Annotated in this window: 21 protein-coding genes; 5 read left to right on the forward strand and 16 right to left on the reverse strand. The window is 73.7% G+C overall.

What is annotated here, in order from left to right:
- Positions 1-18: 18 nt before the first annotated feature.
- The 6 genes from rlmB to ABEB13_RS19085 form a co-directional block, all read right to left on the reverse strand.
- The gene (gene rlmB / locus ABEB13_RS19060) at positions 19-1,014 is read right to left on the reverse strand and encodes a 23S rRNA (guanosine(2251)-2'-O)-methyltransferase RlmB (protein WP_345706453.1); all 996 of its coding nucleotides are present in this window, start codon (positions 1,012-1,014) and stop codon (positions 19-21) included.
- 101 nt (positions 1,015-1,115) lie between these two features.
- Positions 1,116-2,510, reverse strand: a complete 1,395-nt coding sequence (gene cysS, locus ABEB13_RS19065; RefSeq protein WP_345706454.1) for a cysteine--tRNA ligase — start codon at positions 2,508-2,510, stop codon at positions 1,116-1,118.
- 93 nt (positions 2,511-2,603) lie between these two features.
- On the reverse strand, positions 2,604-2,996 hold the full coding sequence (locus ABEB13_RS19070) for a PPOX class F420-dependent oxidoreductase (RefSeq protein WP_100889585.1): 393 nt from the start codon (positions 2,994-2,996) through the stop codon (positions 2,604-2,606).
- Between the two features lie 168 nt (positions 2,997-3,164).
- The gene (gene ispF / locus ABEB13_RS19075) at positions 3,165-3,707 is read right to left on the reverse strand and encodes a 2-C-methyl-D-erythritol 2,4-cyclodiphosphate synthase (protein ID WP_345706455.1); all 543 of its coding nucleotides are present in this window, start codon (positions 3,705-3,707) and stop codon (positions 3,165-3,167) included.
- Positions 3,697-4,479, reverse strand: a complete 783-nt coding sequence (ispD, locus tag ABEB13_RS19080) for a 2-C-methyl-D-erythritol 4-phosphate cytidylyltransferase (RefSeq protein WP_100889583.1) — start codon at positions 4,477-4,479, stop codon at positions 3,697-3,699. Before ispD ends, ispF begins: the two co-directional genes overlap by 11 nt.
- A gap of 254 nt (positions 4,480-4,733) precedes the next feature.
- On the reverse strand, positions 4,734-5,216 hold the full coding sequence (locus ABEB13_RS19085) for a CarD family transcriptional regulator (protein ID WP_014136563.1): 483 nt from the start codon (positions 5,214-5,216) through the stop codon (positions 4,734-4,736).
- Positions 5,217-5,664: 448 nt separating this feature from the next.
- Between ABEB13_RS19085 and ABEB13_RS19090 the strand changes: the two genes are divergently transcribed.
- Complete coding sequence (locus ABEB13_RS19090; RefSeq protein ID WP_345706456.1) at positions 5,665-6,339, forward strand: DUF461 domain-containing protein; 675 nt, start codon at positions 5,665-5,667, stop codon at positions 6,337-6,339.
- Positions 6,340-6,455: 116 nt separating this feature from the next.
- Here ABEB13_RS19090 and phoP read toward each other — a convergent pair whose 3' ends face one another.
- Together phoP and ABEB13_RS19100 are read right to left on the reverse strand one after the other, a co-directional pair.
- Entirely contained in the window at positions 6,456-7,151 is a 696-nt protein-coding gene (gene phoP, locus ABEB13_RS19095) for a two-component system response regulator PhoP (protein ID WP_345706457.1), read from the reverse strand.
- Positions 7,148-8,461, reverse strand: coding sequence for a sensor histidine kinase (locus ABEB13_RS19100; RefSeq protein ID WP_345706458.1), 1,314 nt, complete (start codon positions 8,459-8,461; stop codon positions 7,148-7,150). Before ABEB13_RS19100 ends, phoP begins: the two co-directional genes overlap by 4 nt.
- A gap of 295 nt (positions 8,462-8,756) precedes the next feature.
- On the opposite strand from ABEB13_RS19100, the gene phoU reads away from it, so the two are divergent.
- On the forward strand, positions 8,757-9,431 hold the full coding sequence (gene phoU, locus ABEB13_RS19105) for a phosphate signaling complex protein PhoU (protein ID WP_345706459.1): 675 nt from the start codon (positions 8,757-8,759) through the stop codon (positions 9,429-9,431).
- Positions 9,432-9,822: 391 nt separating this feature from the next.
- On the opposite strand, the gene ABEB13_RS19110 is transcribed toward phoU, so the two are convergent.
- A complete protein-coding gene (locus tag ABEB13_RS19110; protein WP_345706460.1) occupies positions 9,823-10,410 on the reverse strand; it encodes a lytic polysaccharide monooxygenase auxiliary activity family 9 protein in 588 nt (195 codons plus the stop codon).
- A 260-nt stretch (positions 10,411-10,670) separates the two neighbouring features.
- Complete coding sequence (locus ABEB13_RS19115) at positions 10,671-11,429, reverse strand: phosphoglyceromutase (RefSeq protein WP_345706461.1); 759 nt, start codon at positions 11,427-11,429, stop codon at positions 10,671-10,673.
- Between the two features lie 146 nt (positions 11,430-11,575).
- Between ABEB13_RS19115 and ABEB13_RS19120 the strand changes: the two genes are divergently transcribed.
- The gene (locus ABEB13_RS19120) at positions 11,576-12,937 is read left to right on the forward strand and encodes an MDR family MFS transporter (protein ID WP_345709729.1); all 1,362 of its coding nucleotides are present in this window, start codon (positions 11,576-11,578) and stop codon (positions 12,935-12,937) included.
- Here the strand turns inward: ABEB13_RS19120 and ABEB13_RS19125 are convergent.
- Positions 12,924-13,478 carry a type III secretion system chaperone family protein gene (locus ABEB13_RS19125; RefSeq protein ID WP_345706462.1) on the reverse strand — a complete coding sequence of 185 codons (555 nt, stop codon included), beginning with the start codon at positions 13,476-13,478 and terminating at the stop codon, positions 12,924-12,926. The genes ABEB13_RS19120 and ABEB13_RS19125 overlap by 14 nt on opposite strands.
- A gap of 127 nt (positions 13,479-13,605) precedes the next feature.
- Positions 13,606-14,964, reverse strand: a complete 1,359-nt coding sequence (gene mshA / locus ABEB13_RS19130) for a D-inositol-3-phosphate glycosyltransferase (RefSeq protein WP_380230798.1) — start codon at positions 14,962-14,964, stop codon at positions 13,606-13,608.
- Between the two features lie 367 nt (positions 14,965-15,331).
- On the opposite strand from mshA, the gene ABEB13_RS19135 reads away from it, so the two are divergent.
- Entirely contained in the window at positions 15,332-16,054 is a 723-nt protein-coding gene (locus ABEB13_RS19135) for a class I SAM-dependent methyltransferase (protein WP_345706463.1), read from the forward strand.
- A 201-nt stretch (positions 16,055-16,255) separates the two neighbouring features.
- On the opposite strand, the gene ABEB13_RS19140 is transcribed toward ABEB13_RS19135, so the two are convergent.
- The gene (locus ABEB13_RS19140; protein ID WP_345706464.1) at positions 16,256-16,807 is read right to left on the reverse strand and encodes an O-acetyl-ADP-ribose deacetylase; all 552 of its coding nucleotides are present in this window, start codon (positions 16,805-16,807) and stop codon (positions 16,256-16,258) included.
- A gap of 213 nt (positions 16,808-17,020) precedes the next feature.
- Here ABEB13_RS19140 and ABEB13_RS19145 point away from each other — a divergent pair, with 213 nt between their 5' ends.
- The gene (locus tag ABEB13_RS19145) at positions 17,021-18,709 is read left to right on the forward strand and encodes a PP2C family protein-serine/threonine phosphatase (RefSeq protein ID WP_345706465.1); all 1,689 of its coding nucleotides are present in this window, start codon (positions 17,021-17,023) and stop codon (positions 18,707-18,709) included.
- Positions 18,710-18,839: 130 nt separating this feature from the next.
- Here the strand turns inward: ABEB13_RS19145 and ABEB13_RS19150 are convergent, their stop codons facing one another.
- The 3 genes from ABEB13_RS19150 to ABEB13_RS19160 all read right to left on the reverse strand — a co-directional run bounded on the left by ABEB13_RS19150 (position 18,840) and on the right by ABEB13_RS19160 (position 20,375).
- Positions 18,840-19,178: a DUF2516 family protein gene (locus tag ABEB13_RS19150; protein WP_345706466.1), complete on the reverse strand. Its 339-nt coding sequence runs from the start codon at positions 19,176-19,178 to the stop codon at positions 18,840-18,842.
- A gap of 163 nt (positions 19,179-19,341) precedes the next feature.
- Entirely contained in the window at positions 19,342-19,896 is a 555-nt protein-coding gene (locus ABEB13_RS19155) for a hypothetical protein (RefSeq protein ID WP_345706467.1), read from the reverse strand.
- Positions 19,897-19,949: 53 nt separating this feature from the next.
- Complete coding sequence (locus ABEB13_RS19160) at positions 19,950-20,375, reverse strand: helix-turn-helix domain-containing protein (RefSeq protein WP_345706468.1); 426 nt, start codon at positions 20,373-20,375, stop codon at positions 19,950-19,952.
- Positions 20,376-20,448 lie beyond the last annotated feature (73 nt).

The raw sequence follows: 20,448 nt of genomic DNA on the forward strand, positions 1-20,448 counted from the left end.
CTAGCGGTCCGCCGGGGATCAGCCCTGCTTGGCGCGCAGCCGGGCGGCCTCGTACAGCACGATGCCGGCGGCGACGCCCGCGTTCAGCGACTCGGTCGCGCCCGGCATCGGGATCCGCACCCGCAGGTCGCAGGTCTCGGACACCAGCCGGGACAGGCCCTTGCCCTCGGAGCCGGCCACCACGACGACCGGGCCGGTCAGCGCCTCGAGGTCGCCGATCTCGGCATCGCCGTCGGCGGCCAGGCCGACGACCATGAGGCCGGCCTTCTGGTAGGCCTCCAGGGCCCGGGTGAGGTTGGTGGCCCGGGCGACGGGCAGCCGTGCCGCGGCACCCGAGGAGGTCTTCCACGCACCGGCGGTCATGCCGGCGGCGCGGCGCTCGGGGATGACCACGCCGTGCGCGCCGAAGGCGGCGGCGGAGCGGACGACGGCGCCGAGGTTGCGCGAGTCGGTGACCCCGTCCAGCGCCATGATCAGCGGCGCCTCGGCGTTGTCGGCGGCGGCGGCGATCAGGTCGTCCGGGTGCGCGTACTCGTACGGCGGGACCTGGAGCACGAGGCCCTGGTGGTTGAGGCCGCCGGTCATCTGGTCGAGCTGGGCGCGCGGGGCCTCCATGAGCGGGATGCCGCGCTCGTTGGCGGCCTGGAACGCGTCGCGCACCCGGTCGTCGGTGTCGATGAACTGCATCACGTAGAGCGCGGTGGCCGGGACGCCGCCCTGCAGGGCCTCGACCACCGAGTTGCGGCCGACGACCAGCTCGGCGGCGCCGGCGCCGCCGCGGCCGCCACGGCCGCCGCCGCCGGCCCGGCGCATGCCGGCCCGGGACTTGGCGTCCCGCTCGCGCTTGACGGCCGCGTTGGCGGCGCGCTGCTTCGGGTGCCCCTTGCGGGCCTCACCGGGCGGGGTCGGGCCCTTGCCCTGCAGGGCCTTCCGGCTGTGGCCGCCGGTACCGACACTCGCGCCCTTCTTCGACCCGGGGTTGCGGCGGTTCCTGCGTGCACTGTTGCCGGCCATGGCTGAACTTCCTGTCTCTTCTACGTCTTGAGGTTCGTCATGAGGATGGGCCGTAGCCGGTCGAGCGGCTGCGGCCCACCCTCACCCCGTCATGGACGGGGCTACTGGTTGCTGATCGTCCAGCGCGGGCCGGACGGGGTGTCCTCGATGGCCAGCCCGGCGATGCCGAGCTGGTCGCGGATGGCGTCCGCGGTCGCGAAGTCCTTGCGGGCCCGGGCCGCCTGGCGCTGCTCCAGCACCAGCCCGACCAGCGAGTCGACCACGCCGTGCAGGTCGTCCCCGCGGTCGGCGCCGGCCCACTGCTCGTCGAGCGGGTCGAGACCCAGCACTCCGAGCATCGCACGGACCTCGGCCAGACGCGCCACCGCGTTCTCCTTGTCGTCCGCGGTCAGGGCGCTGTTGCCCTGGCGGACGGCGGTGTGCACGATGGCGAGCGCCTGCGGGACGCCCAGGTCGTCGTCCATCGCCTCGGCGAAGGCCAGCGGCACCTCGGGCGCCGCGTCGACCAGGCCGCAGCGCTCGACGACGCGCTGGACGAAGCCCTCGATCCGGGCGAACGCGGTCTCCGCCTCGCGCAGCGACTCCTCGCTGTACTCGATCATCGAGCGGTAGTGCGGGGCGCCGAGGTAGTAGCGGAGCACGATCGGACGCCAGCGCTGCACCATCTCGGAGACCAGCACCGAGTTGCCGAGCGACTTGGACATCTTCTCACCGCTCATGGTGACCCAGGCGTTGTGCACCCAGAAGTTGGCGAACTCGTCGCCGAACGCCTTCGACTGGGCGATCTCGTTCTCGTGGTGCGGGAAGATCAGGTCGAGCCCGCCGCCGTGCACGTCGAACGCGCTGCCCAGGTACTTGTGCGCCATGGCGGAGCACTCCAGGTGCCAGCCGGGGCGACCGCGGCCCCACGGGGTCTCCCAGCTGGGCTCCCCCTCCTTGGCGCGCTTCCACATGGCGAAGTCGCGGGTGTCGCGCTTGCCGGTCTCGCCCGCGCTCTCCGGCTGGCGGAGGTTCTCCAGCTCCTGGTTGGAGAGCTCCAGGTACTCGGGGAAGGTGGTGACGGCGAAATAGACGTTGCCGTCGGCCTCGTACGCGTGGCCGCGCTCGATGAGGCCTCGCATCATCTCGATCATCTCGGGCACGTGGCCGGTGGCGCGCGGCTCCACCGTGGGCGGCAGGCAGCCGAGCGCGGTGTAACCGTCGTTGAAGGCGCGCTCGTTGGCGTACGCGATCTGCCACCACGGCGTGCCGGTCGTGCGCTCCTTGTCGATCACCTTGTCGTCGATGTCGGTGACGTTGCGCACGAAGGTGACGTCGTAGCCGCGGTAGCCGAACCACCGCCGCATGATGTCGAAGTTGAGGCCGGACCGGATGTGCCCGATGTGCGGGGGCGCCTGGACGGTCGCGCCACACAGGTAGATCGAGACACAGCCCGGTACAAGCGGGACGAAGTCGCGTACCTGGCGGTCGTGGGTGTCGTACAGGCGAAGGCTCACAGCGTCAAGCGTAGTGGGCGCACGGGGGTGCCCCGCCACCTTTGGCGGGCAGGACACCCCGGAGCCTGCGGCCTCCGCGGCCCGGACGAGCGGTCAGATGTTGCCGACGATCTTGCGCGGGGAGAGCCGGACGACCACCCGGACGTCCTCGGGGCCGTCCGCCGTGTACTCCTGACCTCGGTACTTGCGGGAAAGCTCGTTGATCAGCTCGCGGCCTCCGGCCCGCTCCATGGTGACCTCGCCGCGGGCCTCCAGGTAGTCGTACGGGTGGTCCGGCGGATTGATCACCAGGCTGATCCGCGGGTCGGCCGCCATGTTCAGGTGCTTGCGGCGGCCCTCCAGGGTGGAGAACAGGATGTCGTCGCCGTCCCGTTTCAGCCAGACGACCGAAGATTGCGGGCTGCCGTCCGGCTGCACGGTGGACACCACCGCGAAGCTCGTGCCGTCCAGCAGCTTCTTCGCCCGGTCGGAGAGTGGCGCGGCCATGGGGGTCTCCTTCGCTCGACCGTCGGCGCCCGGGGCCCTCGGCCGCGGCCCCGCGACCGCGGGGCCGGAACACCGCGTACGGAGGATATGAACGACCGTCAGCGGCGACCTGTTCCGACTGTCACCCGGACGGGCGACGACCCCGCGGGACCGGCCGGGACCGGAGTCTCAGCGCACCCGGTAGACCAGGGCGGTGGCGATCGCCGCCAGGCCCTCCGCGCGGCCGGTGAGACCGAGCCCGTCGGTGGTCGTGCCGGAGACCGAGACGGGCGCGCCGACGGCGGTGGACAGCGCCGCCTGGGCCTCGGCCCGGCGCTTGCCGATCTTCGGGCGGACGCCGATCACCTGGACGGCGACGTTGCCGATCTCGAAGCCCTCGGCGCGGACGATCCGGGCCGCCTCGGCGAGCAGCGCCACCCCGGCGGCGCCCGCCCACTCGGGGCGGTCGGTGCCGAAGTGCGCGCCCAGGTCGCCCACACCGGCCGCGGAGAACAGCGCGTCGCAGGCGGCGTGCGCGGCCACGTCGGCGTCCGAGTGGCCGGCCAGGCCGTACCCGGAGTCGGGCCAGTCCAGGCCGGCGACCCGCAGCGGGCGGCCGGCCTCGAAGGCGTGCACGTCGGTGCCGATGCCGACCAGCGGGATCAGCGGGGCGGCGGCGGCCTGTCCGGCGGTGGTCGCAGTGGTGGGCACGGGGGTCGGCTCAGAAGCCATCGGAGGCCCTCCTGCGGGCGAGTACGGCCTCGGCGAGCACGAGGTCCAGCGGGCGGGTGACCTTGAACGCCTCTTCGTGGCCGGGCACCACGACCACCCGGCCGCCGAAGCGCTCGATCAGGCCGGCATCGTCGGTGACCGGCGGCAGACCGCCGGCCGACTCCTCGGCCAGCGCCCGCTCGTGCACGTCGTGCAGCGCCGAGCGGCGGAAGCCCTGCGGGGTCTGCACCGCGCGCAGCACGGCCCGGTCCGGGGTGTCCAGCACCGGCTCGGGGGTGCCGGGCTCGCGGGGCTCGACCCGCTTGACGGTGTCGGCCAGCGGCACGGCCGGCACGACGGCCTCGGCGCCGGCCCGGACGGCGGCGACGACGGCGTCGACCACCTCGACCGGGACGAGCGGCCGCGCCGCGTCGTGCACCAGCACCGTCCCGACGTCGGCGGGGATGGCCGCCAGGCCGAGCCGGACGGACTCCTGTCGGGTCGCGCCGCCGGGCACCACGCGGACGTCCTTGCCGGCCAGCCCGTGGCCGTCGAGCAGCGCCGCGACCTCGGCCACGCCCCCGGGCGGCGCGGCCACCACGACGAGGCCGACCGCCCGGCTGCGCGTGAGCGCCCGGACGGCGTGGACCAGCAGGGGGACCCCGCCGAGTTCGCGCAGGGCCTTCGGGGCGCCGGGCCCCAACCGCTCCCCGCGCCCGGCGGCCGGGACCACCGCTGCAACTGCTGCTGAGCCGTTCAGGTTTCGCTCCTTCGGCGAAGTGGGTATGGCCATGGCGTGCGCCGAGCGGCGTACGGCACGACCCCCTTCCGACTGCACGTTAGTTGACCCGTCCGCACCTGGACGCACACCCCGGCGCCGCCGCGGGGTGCTTCCGGTGAAGGGCGGGTGGTCACGCGTACCCGCGCAGCGGTGGATCCGGACACGCCGAAGCGCCCGACGTGCCGAACACCGCCCCCGGGGGCGGTGCGCCGGCATCGGGCGCTGGGCGTTGCGAGGAGCCGCCGGGGCGACTGCTCAGTGAGGCCTCAGGAGGCGAGCACCTCGTCGAGCAGCGTCTCCGCCTTGTCCTCGTTGGTGTTCTCGGCCAGCGCGAGCTCGCTGACCAGGATCTGCCGGGCCTTGGCGAGCATCCGCTTCTCGCCGGCCGACAGGCCGCGCTCGCGCTCGCGGCGCCACAGGTCGCGAACGACCTCGGCGACCTTGATCACATCGCCGGACGCGAGCTTCTCGAGGTTCGCCTTGTACCGCCGGGACCAGTTGGTGGGCTCCTCGGTGTACGGCGCGCGCAGCACCTCGAAGACCCGGTCGAGACCTTCCTGACCGACCACATCGCGTACGCCGACGAACTCCGCGTTCTCGGCGGGCACGCGCAGCGTCAGATCTCCCTGCTGCACCTTCAGCACCAGGTAGGTCTTGTCCACACCTTTGATCTGGCGAGTTTCGATGGCCTCGATCAGCGCAGCCCCGTGATGGGGGTAGACCACCGTGTCGCCAACCTTGAACGTCATGTGACAGGACCCCTTCCGTGGCTTTCCAGAATAACACGCTTCGGAGCGCACCCGAAGGGCGTTTGCGCAGGTCAGGGCGGGTCTCAGGGCTTGACAAGCACCCCCATGACGTGCTGCGACCGGTGTTCGACAAGGGCTTCTCGCAGGTCGGAGGCGGTGCGACGGCTCGGTGAAACCTCTGGCAACACTCCCGAAACCATGATTGGATCTTGAGTTTTTGCCCGCGTCCGTGTCGTGTCCGCCACACGGCCGCACCCGGGGTCGGCGGCACCCCGGACGACCTGCGCCGGTTCGTACCCGTCCCGGACCGCCGCGGGCGCACCCTGCGGGTACGGACGGCCGTGACGGCCGCGACACGGGGCCACCCCGTGAGAAGCGGACAAGGGCGGTCGGTAGTCTGATCGCTGACCACCCGATACGTGATCCCATCCAAGGAGAAGTCGCCGCCGTGAGCCGGAGCCTTCGACGCGGCGCCATCGCCGCCCTCGTTCTCGCCGCCATCGTCCCGCTGTCCGCCTGCGCCACCGGGAACGACGCCGCGACGCTGGAGATCAAGCCGGACAACGCCGCGACGTCGATCGGCCAGACCCTCCGCCTCAACAACGTCGTGGTGGTGACTCCCGCGCCGACCGTGGCCGAGGGCTCGGCGGTGACCTCCGCCGCCAACATCACGGTCAACATCAGCAACACCGGTTCCGCGCCCGAGGTGCTGAAGTCGATCGAGGTCGCCGAGGCGGGTGCCGCCACCTTCACCGACGCCGGCGGCGGCGCGCTCTCCGAGATCACCATCCCGGCCGGCGGTGCGGTGCTGCTCGGCGGCCCGGGCCAGCCGGCGGCGCACCTCGCCTCCGCCAAGCTGCCGGTCGGCGGCTACGCGGACACCACCTTCGCCTTCCAGACCGCGGGCAAGGCCACCGTCCCGGCCGGTGTGCTCCCGGCAACCGGCCTGTACGCGCCGTTCGGCCCGAAGGCCGAGCCCGCCGCCTCGCACTCGGCCGCGCCGAGCACCTCCGCCGCCGCCTCGCCGTCCGCCGGGGCCTCCGCCTCGACGTCGGCCGCCGCGAGCGGCAGCGCCTCCCCGGCGGCCTCCGGGTCGGCCTCGGCCAGCGCCTCCGCGCACTGACCGACCGGGCGGCACCGGCCGGACCGCACCCGCGGCCCCCGCGCCGACCGTGCCCGTAGCGACGAGGAGGGCCCCCGCCGACGGCGGGGGCCCTCCTCGCGTGCTGCGTGCGGGGCCTACGGCTCGAACTTGTAGCCCAGGCCGCGGACGGTGACCAGGTAGCGCGGCGCACCCGGGTCGGGCTCGATCTTGGCGCGCAGCCGCTTCACGTGGACGTCCAGGGTCTTGGTGTCGCCGACGTAGTCGGCGCCCCAGACCCGGTCGATCAGCTGCATCCGGGTGAGCACCCGGCCGGCGTTGCGGAGCAGCATCTCCAGGAGGTCGAACTCCTTGAGCGGCAGGTCGACCTTGGCGCCGTCCACGGTGACCACGTGCCGGTCGACGTCCATCCGGACGGGGCCGGCCTCGAGCGCGCCGGGGCCGCCGCCGTCGCCGGCGCCGTTGCCGTCCTCGCCGCGGCGGCGCAGCACCGCGCGGATCCGGGCGACCAGCTCCCGGGTGGAGTACGGCTTGGTCACGTAGTCGTCCGCACCTATCTCCAGGCCGACGACCTTGTCGATCTCGCTGTCCTTGGCCGTGACCATGATCACCGGGACGCTGGAGCGGACCCGCAGCTGTCGGCAGACCTCCGTCCCGGGCAGGCCGGGGAGCATCAGGTCGAGCAGCACCAGGTCGGCGCCGTTGCGCTCGAACTGCTCCAGCGCGTCGGGCCCGGTGGCGGCCACGGCCACCTCGAAGCCCTCCTTGCGAAGCATGTACGAGAGGGCGTCGCTGAACGACTCCTCGTCCTCGACCACCAGTACTCGGGTCACGATCGGGCCTCCGGGGCAGGAAGGGTGGTTGCGGTTGGTTCTGTGGTGCTCGCCGGCGACGCCGGCGAACCGTCCCCGAGCTCGTCGACCGGGGCGTGCCCGGCCGGGAGCCGCAGGGTGAAGGTGGAGCCCTGGCCCTCGACACTCCACACCGCCACGGTGCCGCGGTGCGATGCGGCCACGTGCTTGACGATGGAGAGGCCGAGGCCGGTGCCGCCGGTGGCCCGGGAACGGGCCGGGTCCACGCGGTAGAAGCGTTCGAAGATCCGCTCGCGGTCCTTCTCCGAGATCCCGATGCCCTGGTCGGTCACCGAGATCTCGATCAGTTCGCCGTCCGCCTCACCGAGCACCGCGGCGCTGGAGATCCGGCGGGTGGCGATGGCGACCCTGGTCCGGGGCGGGCTGTAGTTGACGGCGTTCTCGACCAGGTTGCCGAGCGCGGCGGCGAGCTGGCCGCGGTTGCCGTGCAGGTAGAGGTCGCCGGTGCCGCCGGCGGCGATCAGGATCTGCTTGGCCGCGGCCGGCTGGCGGCAGCGGTCGATCGCCTCGGCGATCAGCTCGTCCACCGGCACGGGCTCCACGTCGACCAGCAGCCGGTCGTCCTGGACCCGGGAGAGGTCGATGATCTCCTGGACGAGGCTGGCCAGGCGGGTCGCCTCGATCTGCATCCGGCCGGCGAACCGCTGGACGGCCTCCGGGTCGTCCGAGGCGTCGGCCACGGCCTCGGAGAGCAGCGAGAGGGCGCCGACCGGCGTCTTGAGCTCGTGCGAGACGTTGGCCACGAAGTCCCGCCGGATGGCCTCGATCCGCCGCCGGTCGGTGAGGTCCTCGACCAGCACCAGGACCAGCCGGGATCCGAGCGGGGCGACCCGGACGGACACCGCGAGCGGATCGGCGGCCCGTGCGCCGCCGGGGCGCGGAACCTCCAGCTCGACCTGACGGATCTCGCCGTCGCGCCGGGTGGCGCGGGCCAGCGAGAGCATCTGCTCGACGGCCATCGCGCCGCCGCGCACCAGGCCCATCGCGTAGGCGGCGGAGCTGGCCTTGACCACCTCGTCGCCCTCGCCGAGCACGATCGCGCAGGAGCGGAGCACCGAGAGCACGGTGTCCACGCCGGCGGGCAGCGGCGAGTCGTGCACCGGGATGCCGGTGCCGCCCGTCCTGGTGCCCGGTCTCGTCCGGGTGCCGTTGTGCCTGCTGCCTCCGCGGGCCTGCTCCCGCTCGCTCCAGCGGAAGGCGATCGCGGCCGTGAGACCGACGCCGAGCCCGGCTATGGCGCAGGCAGCGGCGGTGGCCACATTCACGTCCATGGCATTCAGCGTAAGCGCACGTCGGGCGCCATCAGCACGGGTGCGATCAAGGGCTCGGCCGGACGTTGCCGAGAATTCACCTTGAGTCCCCTGCCGGTTCACCGGTGCGGCCGTGGGTGGTCGCCCGGACGGCCCATGTTGGTCATCGCAAGCCCGTGCGGGCGGTGACGCGGCTACCATTCGCGCCACCAGCAGCGGCCGTCCCTCCGGACGGACCGGTCGGCACCGCCACCGACGAAAGCTACTGACGGACCGCGCGGCAGGGACTCCGGCCGCGCGGCCAGGAGGAGAGAGCATGCGCGACGCCTACCACGAGGAACTCGACTCGATCAGCGACGGCCTGGTCGAGCTCGCCCGGCTGGTCGGTTCGGCCATGGGCCGGGCGACCACCGCGCTGCTCGACGCCGACCTTGCGCTGGCGGAGAGCGTGATCGCCGCCGACGAGAAGGTGAACAACCTCCACCACGAGCTGGAGAACCGCGCCATCGACCTGCTGGCCCGCCAGCAGCCGGTCGCCACCGACCTGCGCATCGTGGTCACCAGCCTGCGGATGAGCGCCGACCTGGAGCGCTGCGGCGACCTCGCCCGGCACGTCGCCAAGGTCGCCCGGCTGCGCTACCCGGAGACGGCCGTGCCGAACGACCTCCACCCGATCGTGCTGGAGATGGGGCAGCTCGCCCAGCGGCTGGTCGCCAAGGCCGGCCTGGTGATCTCCACCAAGGACGTGGACGCGGCGCTGGAGCTGGAGCGCGACGACGACGCCATCGACGCCCTACACCGCGAGCTCTTCTCGCACCTGCTGGACGACCGCTGGCAGCACGGCATCGAGACCGCGGTGGACGTCACCCTGGTCGGCCGCTACTACGAGCGTTTCGCCGACCACGCCGTCTCGGTCGCCAAGCGCGTGGTGTTCCTGGTGACGGGCGAGCACGCCGACGGCTTCACCCAGGAGCCGGTCGCCGCGGAGTGACCCCGCGGGGCGGGCCTGCCGCCGGGCGCTCGGGGGCGCACGGCGGCGGTCGGCCCCGTACCCCCGCGCGCCCGTTGACGCTCCGTCTCCGGGCGGTCTTCACTCGGTGGCAGGCACGCCGACGTGTGCCGAGGACGAGGAGGCCCAAGCGCGATGAAGGCTACCCAGACCCCGACCGGCCCGGCGACGAGCGTCGTCCGACCCCCGCCCCGAAGCTGCTGCCGGTGCTCGCCGCGGGCTGCGGCTGCGGACCGGGCTGCGGCTGCGGCTGCCAGTCCGGCGCACCCTGCCAGTGCGGCGGTGCCACCGGCGGCTGCTGCGGCGGCCACTGAACGACGGATGCCCCGCCCGAGGGGGCGGGGCATCCGCAGGTCCGCCCGGAGGCGGCGGGTCAGAATGTCACGTCGAGGCACTGGTAGAAGGCGTTCCCGGTGTCGGCGATGTCCCAGACCGCCAGGACGACCTGGTGGCCGGTGCGCCCCGAAGGCAGGGTCGCGGTGTGGCTCAGCGTCGTGGGCGGCTGGGCCCCGTTGTAGGGGACGGTCAGGAAGGGCGCGAGGTCGAGACTGCTGCGGGTCAGCGGCGTGCTCGCGTTGTAGCCGGCCTTGGTGAGGAAGTACCGGAACTGCGTGGTGGCGTGCCGCGCGGTGAACTTCCAGGTGAAGGTCAGCTTCTGCCCCGCGGTGACCTTCGTCGCCGGCCAGGCGCCGCCCCGCGGGTCGTCCAGCTGGGCGAACCTGCTGTTGCCGCCGGCGCACAGGGTGCCGTCGGCCGGGCCCAGCGACGGGAAGCCCTTGGGGCCCTCCACGCTCTGCGGTTCCCACTGGATGTCGCCGCAGCCGGTGACCGTGCCGGCCGCACACAGGGCGGCCCGGCTCGGCGGGGTGGAGACCCAGCCGTGCGAGTACGCCGGAACGGCGACGGACAGCGGGACGGCGACGGCGGCCGCGACGGCCGCCAGGATGTGACGCTTGCGCATGGTGCTCCCTCCGTGGGGGTGGATGGAGTGCTGCGCCCGGCGCGCGGCGGCGTGCATGGTGGGATTTGGCGTGCTCGCGCCAGGTCTGGACCACCACGCTAGGAGCGCGGCCGCCATCCCGTCAATGGTCTGAACCAATCTGCACCACAACGACCTTGACGCATCGTCACTCCCGTTCCCCTGCGCGGCGGGAGGCGCGGGACGCACGAAGGCCCCCGCCCGCGCAACGCGCCGGCGAGGGGCCCGATCGTGCTGGGGGCTTACTTCTTGCCCTGGTTCTTGACCGCCTCGATGGCGGCGGCAGCGGCGTCCGCGTCCAGGTAGCGGCCGCCGGCGACGACCGGCTTGAAGTCGGCGTCGAGCTCGTAGACGAGCGGGATGCCGGTGGGGATGTTCAGGCCCGCGATGTCGGCGTCGGAGATGCCGTCCAGGTGCTTGACCAGCGCGCGCAGGCTGTTGCCGTGCGCGGTGACCAGCACGGTGCGGCCCGCGGCGAGGTCCGGGACGATCGCGTCGTACCAGTACGGCAGCATCCGCTCGACGACGTCCTTGAGGCACTCGGTGTCCGGGCGCAGCTCGCTGGGGATGTCGGCGTAGCGGGCGTCGCCGGCCTGCGAGTACTCGTTGTCGTCGGACAGCGGCGGCGGCGGGGTGTCGTAGGAGCGGCGCCAGAGCTGGAACTGCTCCTCGCCGAACTCGGCCAGGGTCTGGGCCTTGTCCTTGCCCTGGAGCGCGCCGTAGTGGCGCTCGTTCAGGCGCCAGCTGCGGCTGACCGGGATCCAGTGCCGGTCGGCCTTGTCCAGGGCGATCTGCGAGGTGCGGATGGCGCGGCGCAGCAGGGAGGTGTGCAGCACGTCGGGGAGGAAGCCTTCGGAGGCGAGCAGCTCGCCGCCGCGCGCGGCCTCCTTCTCGCCCTTCTCGTTGAGGTCGACGTCGACCCAGCCGGTGAAGAGGTTCTTCTGGTTCCACTGGCTCTCGCCGTGGCGGAGCAGGATGAGTCGGTAGGTCGTGTCAGCCATGGGCGCAAGTTTAGAGGAGGCGGTTATCGGCTGGTCGGGCCGTCTCATCCCGGGTAATGTGCGCCTATCGCTTGTGCCACTTACTGACGCGTCGGCCGGTCCACCCCGCCCGTGACGACGTGCAGTTGTTCCTGCCCGGAGCCGCCATGCCCGCCCTCGCCCGACTGCGCGCCACCGCCTCCGAGGCCGTCGGCGGCCTGCCGTCGCAGTTCTGGTGGCTGTGGACCTCGACGCTGGTGAACCGGCTGGGCGGGTTCGTGGTGACCTTCCTCGCCCTCTACCTGACCACCGATCGCGGTTTCTCGCCCGCCTACGCGGGGCTGGTCGCCTCGCTGTTCGGACTCGGCTCGGCCATCGCGGCGGTGGTCGCGGGGGTGCTGACCGACCGGCTCGGGCGACGGCCGACCCTGCTGGCGGCGCAGCTCGGCACCGCCCTCTCGACCGCGGTGCTCGGCTTCTGCCACGGGCAGGTGGCGATCGCGGTGGTCGCCTTCCTCACCGGTCTCGCGAGCAATGCCTCCCGGCCCGCCGTGTCGGCGATCATCGCCGACCTGGTGCCGGCGCAGGACCGGGTCCGCGCCTACTCGCTGAACTACTGGGCGATCAACATCGGTTTCGGCGTCTCGGCGGCCGCAGCCGGGCTGATCGCCACCCACGGCTACCTGACCCTCTTCCTGCTGGACGCGCTCTCGACGCTGCTCTGCGCGGTGGTGGTCTTCGTCCGGGTCCCGGAGACCCGGCCGGAGCGGTCCGCCGAGACGGCCGGTGCGGACGGGCCGGCCGGCGCCGCGGCGGGCACGGCCGCGGCGGGTACGGCCGCGGCGGGTACGAAGGACGGACGCGGCCTGCAGGTCGGCCTGGGCGCGGTGTTCCGGGACGGGCGGTTCATGGCGCTGGTCGCGGTGAACCTGCTGCTGGCGCTGGTGGCCCAGCAGGGCAGCACGACGCTGGCCGTGGACATGGGCCGCTCGGGCATCTCCGCCACCGGGTACGGGCTGGTGATCGGCCTCAACGGTCTGCTGATCGTGCTGCTCCAGCTGCCGCTGACCCGCCTGATGGAGGGCCGGAACCGGACGGGACTGCTGGTGGTCAGCGCGCTGCTGACCGGCTGGGGGTTCGGGCTGACCGCGCTGGCGGGCGGTTCGGCGGGCTTCTACGCGTTCACCGTGGCGGTGTGGACGATCGGCGAGATCATGGCCGCGCCGACCATGATGGGCCTGGTCGCCGAGCTGTCGCCGGCCCGGGCCCGAGGCCGCTACCAGGGTGTCTACTCGCTCTCCTGGTCACTGGCGTCGTTCCTCGGCCCGGCGGCCGGCGGCTTCCTGCTGGAGCACGCCGGCGGCCGTGCGGTGTGGGGTGCGTGCGCGGTCTGCGGCACGGTCGCCGCCGCGGCGTACCTGCGGATCGGACGGCGTCCGGCGGCGCCCGGCACCCGGGCGGAGGCCTCGGCCCCGGCCGGGGTGCCCGCCCGTCCGGAGGCGGCGGCCGCGGAGCTCAGCCGCCCGTAGCCGGCGCGCTGTCGGCGTCCCCGCCCGCGGCCGCGCCCCCGGGGCCCGCCAGGTGGGCGAACGCCGCCAGGTTGCGGGTGGACTCGCCGCGCTTGAGGCGCCACTCCCACTCACGGCGGATCGCGGTCGCGAAGCCGAGTTCGAGCAGGGTGTTGAAGGGCTCGTCGGCGTTCTCCAGCACGGCGCCGAGCAGGCGGTCCACGGTGTCCGGGCTGAGCGCCTCCAGCGGCAGCCGGCCGGCCAGATAGACGTCGCCGAGCGCGTCGACGGCGTACGCGACGCCGTAGAGCCGGGTGTTGCGCTCCAGCAGCCAGCGGTAGACGCCCTCGTGGTTCTCGTCGGGGCGACGGATCACGAAGGCGTTCACCGACAGGCTGTGGTCGCCGACCCGCAGGGCGCAGGTGGTGGTCAGCTTCCGGGTGCCGGGCAGCGTCGCGACCACCGTGTACGGGTCGGTGACGGCCGGCTCCCAGCCGACCCCGGCCTCGTCCAGCGCGGTGCGCAGCAGCGAGAGCGCTTCGTCCTTGGTGCGATTGGCCATGGGGCGACGCTACTCGGCGGTAGAGCCGATCGCAGCCACCGGCCGGTGTGCCGTACGCCCCACCGCCGACCGGGACGGCCCGGCGGCACGGCACCTCGCGGTACCGCGCGGCGGCGCTCGGACGGCCTCAGGCCAGTCGCAGCCCGCGCGCACCCGGGCGGGCCAGCGCACCCGCGTACACCTCGGCGGTGGCCGCGGCGGCCGCGCCCCAGCCGAACCCGGCGGCGTGCCGGGCCGCCGCGGCGCCGCGCTCGCGCACCAGGTCGGGGCTGGTGGCGTACGGCTCCAGGGCCTGCGCCCAGCCGGCCGGGTCGTGGCCGTGCACGAGGGTGCCGGTGAGACCGTCCCGGACGGCCACCGGGAGGCCGCCGACCGCGGCCGCCACCACGGGGGTGCCACAGGCCTGCGCCTCCAGCGCGACCAGGCCGAAGGACTCGCTGTACGAGGGCATCACCAGGGCCGACGCGGCGCGGTACCACTCGGCGAGCCGCGCCTGCCCGACCGGCGGGTGGAACCGGACGACGTCCGAGATGCCCAGTTGGGCGGCCAGCTTGTGGAGGCTCTCCGGCTTGGCCAGGCCGGTGCCGGACGGTCCGCCGACCACCGGGACGATCAGCCGCTCGCGCAGCTCCGGGCGGCGCTCCAGCAGCACCGCCACGGCCTTGAGCAGCACGTCCGGTGCCTTCAGGGGCTGTATTCGGCCGGCGAACAACAGCACCGCGGCGTCCTGCGGCAGGCCGAGCGCGGCGCGGGCCGCTGCCCGGCCGCCGGGCCGGAAGACGTCCAGGTTGACCCCGGGGTGGACGACGGCGAGCTGGTCCCGCCGGGCGAGGTAGTGGTGGGTGAGCTCGGCCGCCTCGTCGGCGGTGTTGGCGATCAGCCGGTCGGCGGCCTCGACCACCTGGGTCTCGCCGATCACCCGGGCAGCGGGCTCGGGGGTGTCGCCCTCGGCCAGGGCGGCGTTCTTGACCTTGGCCATGGTGTGCATGGTGTGCACCAGCGGCACGCCCCAGCGCTCGGCGGCCAGCCAGCCGACCTGCCCGGACAGCCAGTAGTGCGAGTGGACCAGGTCGTAGTGGCCGGGCCGGTGACCGGCCTCGGTGCGCAGCACGCCGTGGGTGAAGGCGCACAGCTGGGCCGGCAGGTCCTCCTTGAGCAGCCCCTCGAACGGGCCGGCCGTGACGTGCCGCACCAGCACGCCGGGTGCGAGCTGCACGGTCGGTGCGTCGTCCGAGCTGATCGCCCGGGTGAAGACCTCGACCTCGATGTTCAGGTCGGCGAGCCGCTTGGCCAGCTCGACGATGTAGACGTTCATCCCGCCCGCGTCGCCGGTGCCCGGCTGGTGCAGCGGCGAGGTATGGACGCTCAGCATCGCGATCCGGCGCGGTCGCCTCGACCGGCCGTTGACCAGCGCCTGGAGCCGGCCGCGGCCGCCGACGGGCGCCGTCCGGTCACGGCGGGCCGTGCGTACGGGGTGCTGCGTCACCTGGCCGAAGCCTCCTCGTGCTCGCCGGCCGACGGGTGTGTCCGGCCCTGCTGGGGTGGGGGCGTGCGGACCGTCGGCACGGTCCTCACGGCGGCGAACGCCGCCCGGAGGGGGCCGGGCGGACAGACGTCCAAGGGGACAACCAGAGGGTCGCCAACCGGTATTCCCGTCCCGACCGGTGGGACGCCGGGACCGGTCCGCCCGGCCTCCTCCCGGCGGATCCCCGGGCGCCGGGCCTGAGGGCGACACGGGCCGCGTACGCTGCGGGCATGGCCGCGTTCGACCCCTCCCCGCCCGCGGGCCGCGCGCGACCCGCCCGGTCGGCACGGTCACCCGCGGCACCACCAACACCAACCGGCTGCGGCGGATGGACCGCTGGATCACCCACACGGCGGCCCGGGCGCTGCGGTCCGCCGACGCCCCGCCGATCGCCGTCGACCTCGGATACGGGGCCGCCCCCTGGACGGCCGTCGAGCTCGCCGCCCGGTTGCGCGCGGTGCGCCCGGACGTCCGCGTGGTCGGGATCGAGATCGAGCCGGCCAGGGTGACGGCGGCGCTCCCGCACGCCGATCCGCCGCTGCTCGACTTCCGGCGCGGCGGCTTCGAGGTGCCGCTGGACGGCGCGTCCGCGCAGCTCATCCGGGCCGCGAACGTCCTGCGGCAGTACGACGAGGAGACGGTCGCCGCGGTCTGGGAGCGGCTCTGCGCCCGGCTCGCCCCGGACGGGCTGCTGGTCGAGGGGACGTGCGACGAGATCGGCCGGCGGCACGTCTGGGTGGCCCTCGGCCCGGAAGGGCCGCGCACGGTCACCTTCGCGGCCCGGCTCGCCTCCCTGCAGACCCCCTCCGACCTGGCCGAAAGGCTGCCGAAGGCGCTGATCCACCACAACGTCCCGGGGCGGCCGGTGCACCGGTTCCTCACCGACTTCGACCGTGCCTGGGCGGCCGCGGCGCCGTACGCGGCATTCGGGGCGCGGCAGCGCTGGGTGGCGGCCTGCACCGCACTGGCCGGGAGCTGGCCGCTGGTGGACGCCCGCGGCCGGTGGCGGCAGGGCGAGGTCACCGTGCGGTGGGAGGCGCTGGCGCCGTAGCCTGCCGCGTCCTCCGCCAGAGCTCCGCCGCGCTCTCAACTGTGTCTCAGCCGTGCTCTCGGCCGCGGCGCTGCGCGGAGCCTTCTGTGCGGCTCGGCGGATTCACTCGAACGAGTTATCGAATACCTCTGGCGTGTTGACGCCGCGTCACGTCACCATGGAGTCGTTCGCACGAGTCGACGACCGCCCCAACGGGCTCCGTCAGCTCCTCTGCCCCAAGTCCCGCAGGGCCTGTTCGAACGCCGCGTACGCACCACCCCCGAAGAGCACGAACCGTACCTCCGCCAGACCACCAGCCACACCTTCCTCAGCCACCGCCTCAGCCACGGTCGTCAGGGCGATCCGCGCCGCGTCCTCCAACGGCCAGCCGTACACCCCGGCCGACACCGCCGGGAAGGCCACCGTCCGCGCACCCAGGTCCACCGCAACCCGCAACGACTCCGCATAGCACGAGGCCAGCAGCGCGGCGCGCGCCGGCCGGTCCTCCTCCAGGAACACCGGACCCACGGTGTGCACCACCCAGTGGGCCGGCAGCCGCCCGGCCGTCGTCGCGACGGCCCGGCCGGTCGGCAGACCCTTGCCGTAGTGCGAGGCGCGCAACCGTCGGCAGTCCTCGAGGATCTCGGGGCCGCCACGGCGGTGGATCGCCCCGTCGACCCCACCCCCGCCGAGCAGCGAGGAGTTGGCTGCGTTCACCACCACGTCCACCTGCTGATCCGTGATGTCACCCTCGATCAGCGTGATCTGCGTCACCGATAGCTCCTCCTGCCGGACCGTCACATACGGCGGCCACCGTAGCCGCGCAAGCCACCGACCGCGTGGCAATAACCACAGACCACGCGGTCAGCCAGAGAAATCCCCGGAGATCACGTTATGGTCGCGAGAAGCTCTTCGGCCCGCGGTGCCAGGCGGGCACTGCACACGGACGTCAGCCGTTGGGCAGTCGGGGAAAGGAAGGATCGACCGATGCCCGCAAAGGGAGACGGGCGGGCAGCCGCTGCCGCAGGCAGGTTCGGTACCGCCGACACCGCCGACACCGAGCGCCGGCCCGGTACGGGCCAGGGCGCCGCTCCCGGCGCCGCACAGACCGGCCACTCGTCCGGCGGCCGCCCGGTCGCGCAGCGCTCGAAGGCCCCGCACACCGTCGACCCGCGCCCCGACCACGCCGACGGACGGCCCGCCGACTCCCGCGGCTCCGGCCGGGCCGGCCGCCCGGAGCCGACCCGCGGGCCCGCGCCGATACCGCACCCGAGGACGACCCAGGGCGCACGGCCCGAGGGTTCCGGCCCGGCCCCGTACCGGCTGCTGGTCATCGAGGACGGCGCGGGCTCCGACCTCGAACTGATCGAGGCCCTCGTCGCCGACAGCGGCACCCAGGTGGAGCTGCACCGTGCCGAGGGCATCGAGCACGCCGCGGAGCTGCTCGCCCCGACGCCCGCGGGCGCCCGCCGCAACCGCCCGCGCCCCGCGGACTTCAACTGCGTCCTGCTCGATCTCGCGGCACCGTTCGTCCCCGCCCATCCGCTGGACGGCCCGGCCGGTGACGACGGGGCCGACCCGTCGACCGCAACCGAACCGCCCGGGGAGTCCGACGGCCTCGACGGGCTGCGCGAACTGCGCCGCCGCGCGCCGCACGTCGCCGTGATCGTCCTCACCGACGCCGCGGCAGCCGAACTGGGCGCGGCCGCGGTGGCCGCGGGCGCCCAGGACTTCCTGGTCAAGCACGAGACGGACGGCCCGCTGCTGGCCCGTGCCCTGCGGTACGCCGTGGAACGCAAACGGGCGGACGAATCCCACCGCAGGCTCGTCGAGGCGGAGCTCCGCGGCCAGGAGAACGCCCGCCTCCAGCGCCACCTGCTGCCGACCCCGCTGCTCGACGGCGCCGGGCTGGCGTTCACGCGCCGCTACCGCCCCGGCCGGCGACGCGCCCTGCTCGGCGGCGACTTCTACGACGCCGTCCGGACGGACGACGGCACCGTCCACGTGGTGATCGGCGACGTCTGCGGGCACGGCCCGGACGAGGCCGCGCTCGGCGTTGCGCTGCGGATAGCGTGGCGGACACTCGTCTTCGCGGGCCTGACCGGTCAGGAGCTGCTGACCACGCTGCAGCACGTCCTGGAGCACGAGCGGCGCAGCGACGAGATCTTCGCGACGCTCTGCATGCTCGTCCTGACCCCGGGGCCGGCGCCGCTGGGCACGGCCGACGACCAGCGCGAGCGCGGGCGGCACCCCGGGGCGGAGCAGGTCGAGCACGCCCGGCTGTTCCTGGCCGGCCATCCCGCTCCGCTGCTCCTCGGTCCGGGCGCAGCGCCGCTGCTGCTGCCCGCGGACGGCACGGGCCCGGCGCTCGGGCTGCTGCCCTGCGACGACGGCCAGGCCGTCTGGCCCGCCCAGGAGCTGGAGCTGCACCCGGGCTGGAGCGTGCTGCTGTACACCGACGGGCTGGTGGAGGGCCGGGTCGGGGCCGGATCCCGCCGGCTCGGCCAGGACGGACTGATCGACCTGATCTCCGACCACCAGGCCGCCGGGCTGACCCGCGGGCGCCTGGTCGACAGCGCGCTGGCCGAGGTGGAGGAGCTCAACGGCGGTGCGCTGACCGACGACGTCGCAGTGCTGCTTCTGGAGCGCAACCCGGTGCCGGCCCTGATGGGCTGAGGCTCCGTGCGCGGGCGGACCGTGCGCGGACGCGCCGAGGGCGGCACCCCCGGGTCGGGGTGCCGCCCTCGGCACAGGTGTTGCGTGTTGGCTGTGCCGCGCGTTCGCCGCGTCCTGGGCGCGGCGAACGTCACCAGGGCCCGTACGGGCCGATGTCGCGTCGCTTGTTGCCCCCGCCGCCGGTCAGCTGCTTGATCGCGGGCCGGACGTCCACCATGTAGACGATCGTCGCCACCAGGCCGATCAGCGTCAGGAAGTTGCCCAGGACGTTGGCGCCGAGCAGCAGGTCGATGCCGAGCGACAGGCCGAGCACGACCAGCCAGAACGGCTTGGTCTTCTTGTCGGCGGCCCGGTAGGCGTCCTCGCGGCGCACGGCGGCGTCCACGAAGGCGAACAGCTTGAAGCAGATGATCGCCGTGGCGAGCCACCAGAACGGGTTCAGCACGTCGAACACCAGGAAGTTGAACACTCCGGACTCCTCACTGCGGCCTCGGCCCTACCGCCGCCCATCGTGGCACGGCGCACCGCCCACGTCGGTGACAACGTCCCGACCATCGGGGACGTGCCCCGGGCGGGCGCCCGCCAATCCGGCACCGGCCTGCGCGGTGCCGGATCCTTCGAGCCGCTCGCGGCTACTTCGCGGTGTTCTTGCGCGCCCGCGGGGCCTTCTTGGCCGTGGCGGAGTCGTCGGCCGGGGCCTCGGCGGCCGAGCCGGCGTCACCGTCGATCTCGACCTCGGCGACCTCGACCTCGGTGACCTCGACGTCGATGATCTCGGCCTCCGCGGCCGGGGCGTCGGCGGCCGGCTCGCCCGCGCCCTTGTCCACGACCGTCTTGCCGCGCACGGCCAGCTCGTCGTAGACCTCCTTGGCCTTGACGGCGAACTCGGCGGCCCGGCCGACCTGCTGGAGGGCGAAGGTCTGCGCCTTCTCCTGCAGCACCTTGAGGTCGGTCGGCAGCGTGGTGACGGTCTCGGCGACCTTGCCCTGCGCCTCGATCAGCCTGGCCTGGGCCTCCTGCAGACGGGCGGCGGCCTTCTCCTGGGTGCCCTTGCGGTCCGCGGCCAGCGCCTCGACCTTGCCCGGCACTTCGCGCAGCTTCTCGTACGCGAGGTCGCCGGCACCGGCGAGGGCGTAGAGCGGCGTCGGGTCGCTGAGGGTCTTCTTGATGTCGTCGGTGATCGGCATGACCGGTCCTCCCGGTGGCGTTCGGTGCGTTCGGTGGTCTGTCCGCGACCGGCTCAGCCGTCGGCGGCCGGGGCGGCCGCGGAGGCGGAGGCGGGCGGTGCGGTGGAGCCGGCGGGCTCCGCAGCGGCGGCGCCCTCCCGGTTCTCCTTGAGGAAGGCGTCGTAGACGGCGAGCAGCGCCTGCTTCTGCTGCTCGTTGATCAGCGGGTCCGCCAGGATCGCGGCCCGCAGTTCCAGTCCGTCGTTACGGCGTTCCTCCAGGATCCCGGCCTGCACGTAGAGCGTCTCGGCGGAGATCCGCAGTGCCTTGGCGATCTGCTGGAGGATCTCCGCGCTCGGCTTGCGCAGCCCGCGTTCGATCTGGCTGAGATAGGGGTTGGACACTCCGGCGGCCTCCGCCAGCTGCCGCAGCGAGTACTGCGCATTCCGCCGCTGCTCGCGGATGTACTCGCCGAGCGAGCCGACGTTCAGTGAGGCCATGGCTCCAGCGTGCACCACGCTGCTTGCAATTGCAAGCAAGGTGCTAGCAGCTGCAATCGGCGTGTCGAGCCCC

Source organism: Kitasatospora paranensis, assembly GCF_039544005.1.
GTDB classification, from domain to species: Bacteria; Actinomycetota; Actinomycetes; order Streptomycetales; family Streptomycetaceae; genus Kitasatospora; species Kitasatospora paranensis.

Excerpts from the sequence above, each read along its gene's own strand:
- ABEB13_RS19100 (WP_345706458.1), bottom strand. The coding sequence starts at position 8,461 with ATGGACGTGAATGTGGCCACCGCCGCTGCCTGCGCCATAGCCGGGCTC.
- ABEB13_RS19145 (WP_345706465.1), top strand. The coding sequence starts at position 17,021 with ATGCCCGCAAAGGGAGACGGGCGGGCAGCCGCTGCCGCAGGCAGGTTC.
- ABEB13_RS19135 (WP_345706463.1), top strand. The coding sequence starts at position 15,332 with ATGGACCGCTGGATCACCCACACGGCGGCCCGGGCGCTGCGGTCCGCC.
- ABEB13_RS19120 (WP_345709729.1), top strand. The coding sequence starts at position 11,576 with ATGCCCGCCCTCGCCCGACTGCGCGCCACCGCCTCCGAGGCCGTCGGC.
- phoU (WP_345706459.1), top strand. The coding sequence starts at position 8,757 with ATGCGCGACGCCTACCACGAGGAACTCGACTCGATCAGCGACGGCCTG.
- ABEB13_RS19155 (WP_345706467.1), bottom strand. The coding sequence starts at position 19,896 with ATGCCGATCACCGACGACATCAAGAAGACCCTCAGCGACCCGACGCCG.
- ispD (WP_100889583.1), bottom strand. The coding sequence starts at position 4,479 with ATGGCCATACCCACTTCGCCGAAGGAGCGAAACCTGAACGGCTCAGCA.
- ispF (WP_345706455.1), bottom strand. The coding sequence starts at position 3,707 with ATGGCTTCTGAGCCGACCCCCGTGCCCACCACTGCGACCACCGCCGGA.
- ABEB13_RS19085 (WP_014136563.1), bottom strand. The coding sequence starts at position 5,216 with ATGACGTTCAAGGTTGGCGACACGGTGGTCTACCCCCATCACGGGGCT.
- ABEB13_RS19125 (WP_345706462.1), bottom strand. The coding sequence starts at position 13,478 with ATGGCCAATCGCACCAAGGACGAAGCGCTCTCGCTGCTGCGCACCGCG.
- rlmB (WP_345706453.1), bottom strand. The coding sequence starts at position 1,014 with ATGGCCGGCAACAGTGCACGCAGGAACCGCCGCAACCCCGGGTCGAAG.
- ABEB13_RS19110 (WP_345706460.1), bottom strand. The coding sequence starts at position 10,410 with ATGCGCAAGCGTCACATCCTGGCGGCCGTCGCGGCCGCCGTCGCCGTC.
- ABEB13_RS19070 (WP_100889585.1), bottom strand. The coding sequence starts at position 2,996 with ATGGCCGCGCCACTCTCCGACCGGGCGAAGAAGCTGCTGGACGGCACG.
- ABEB13_RS19115 (WP_345706461.1), bottom strand. The coding sequence starts at position 11,429 with ATGGCTGACACGACCTACCGACTCATCCTGCTCCGCCACGGCGAGAGC.
- ABEB13_RS19160 (WP_345706468.1), bottom strand. The coding sequence starts at position 20,375 with ATGGCCTCACTGAACGTCGGCTCGCTCGGCGAGTACATCCGCGAGCAG.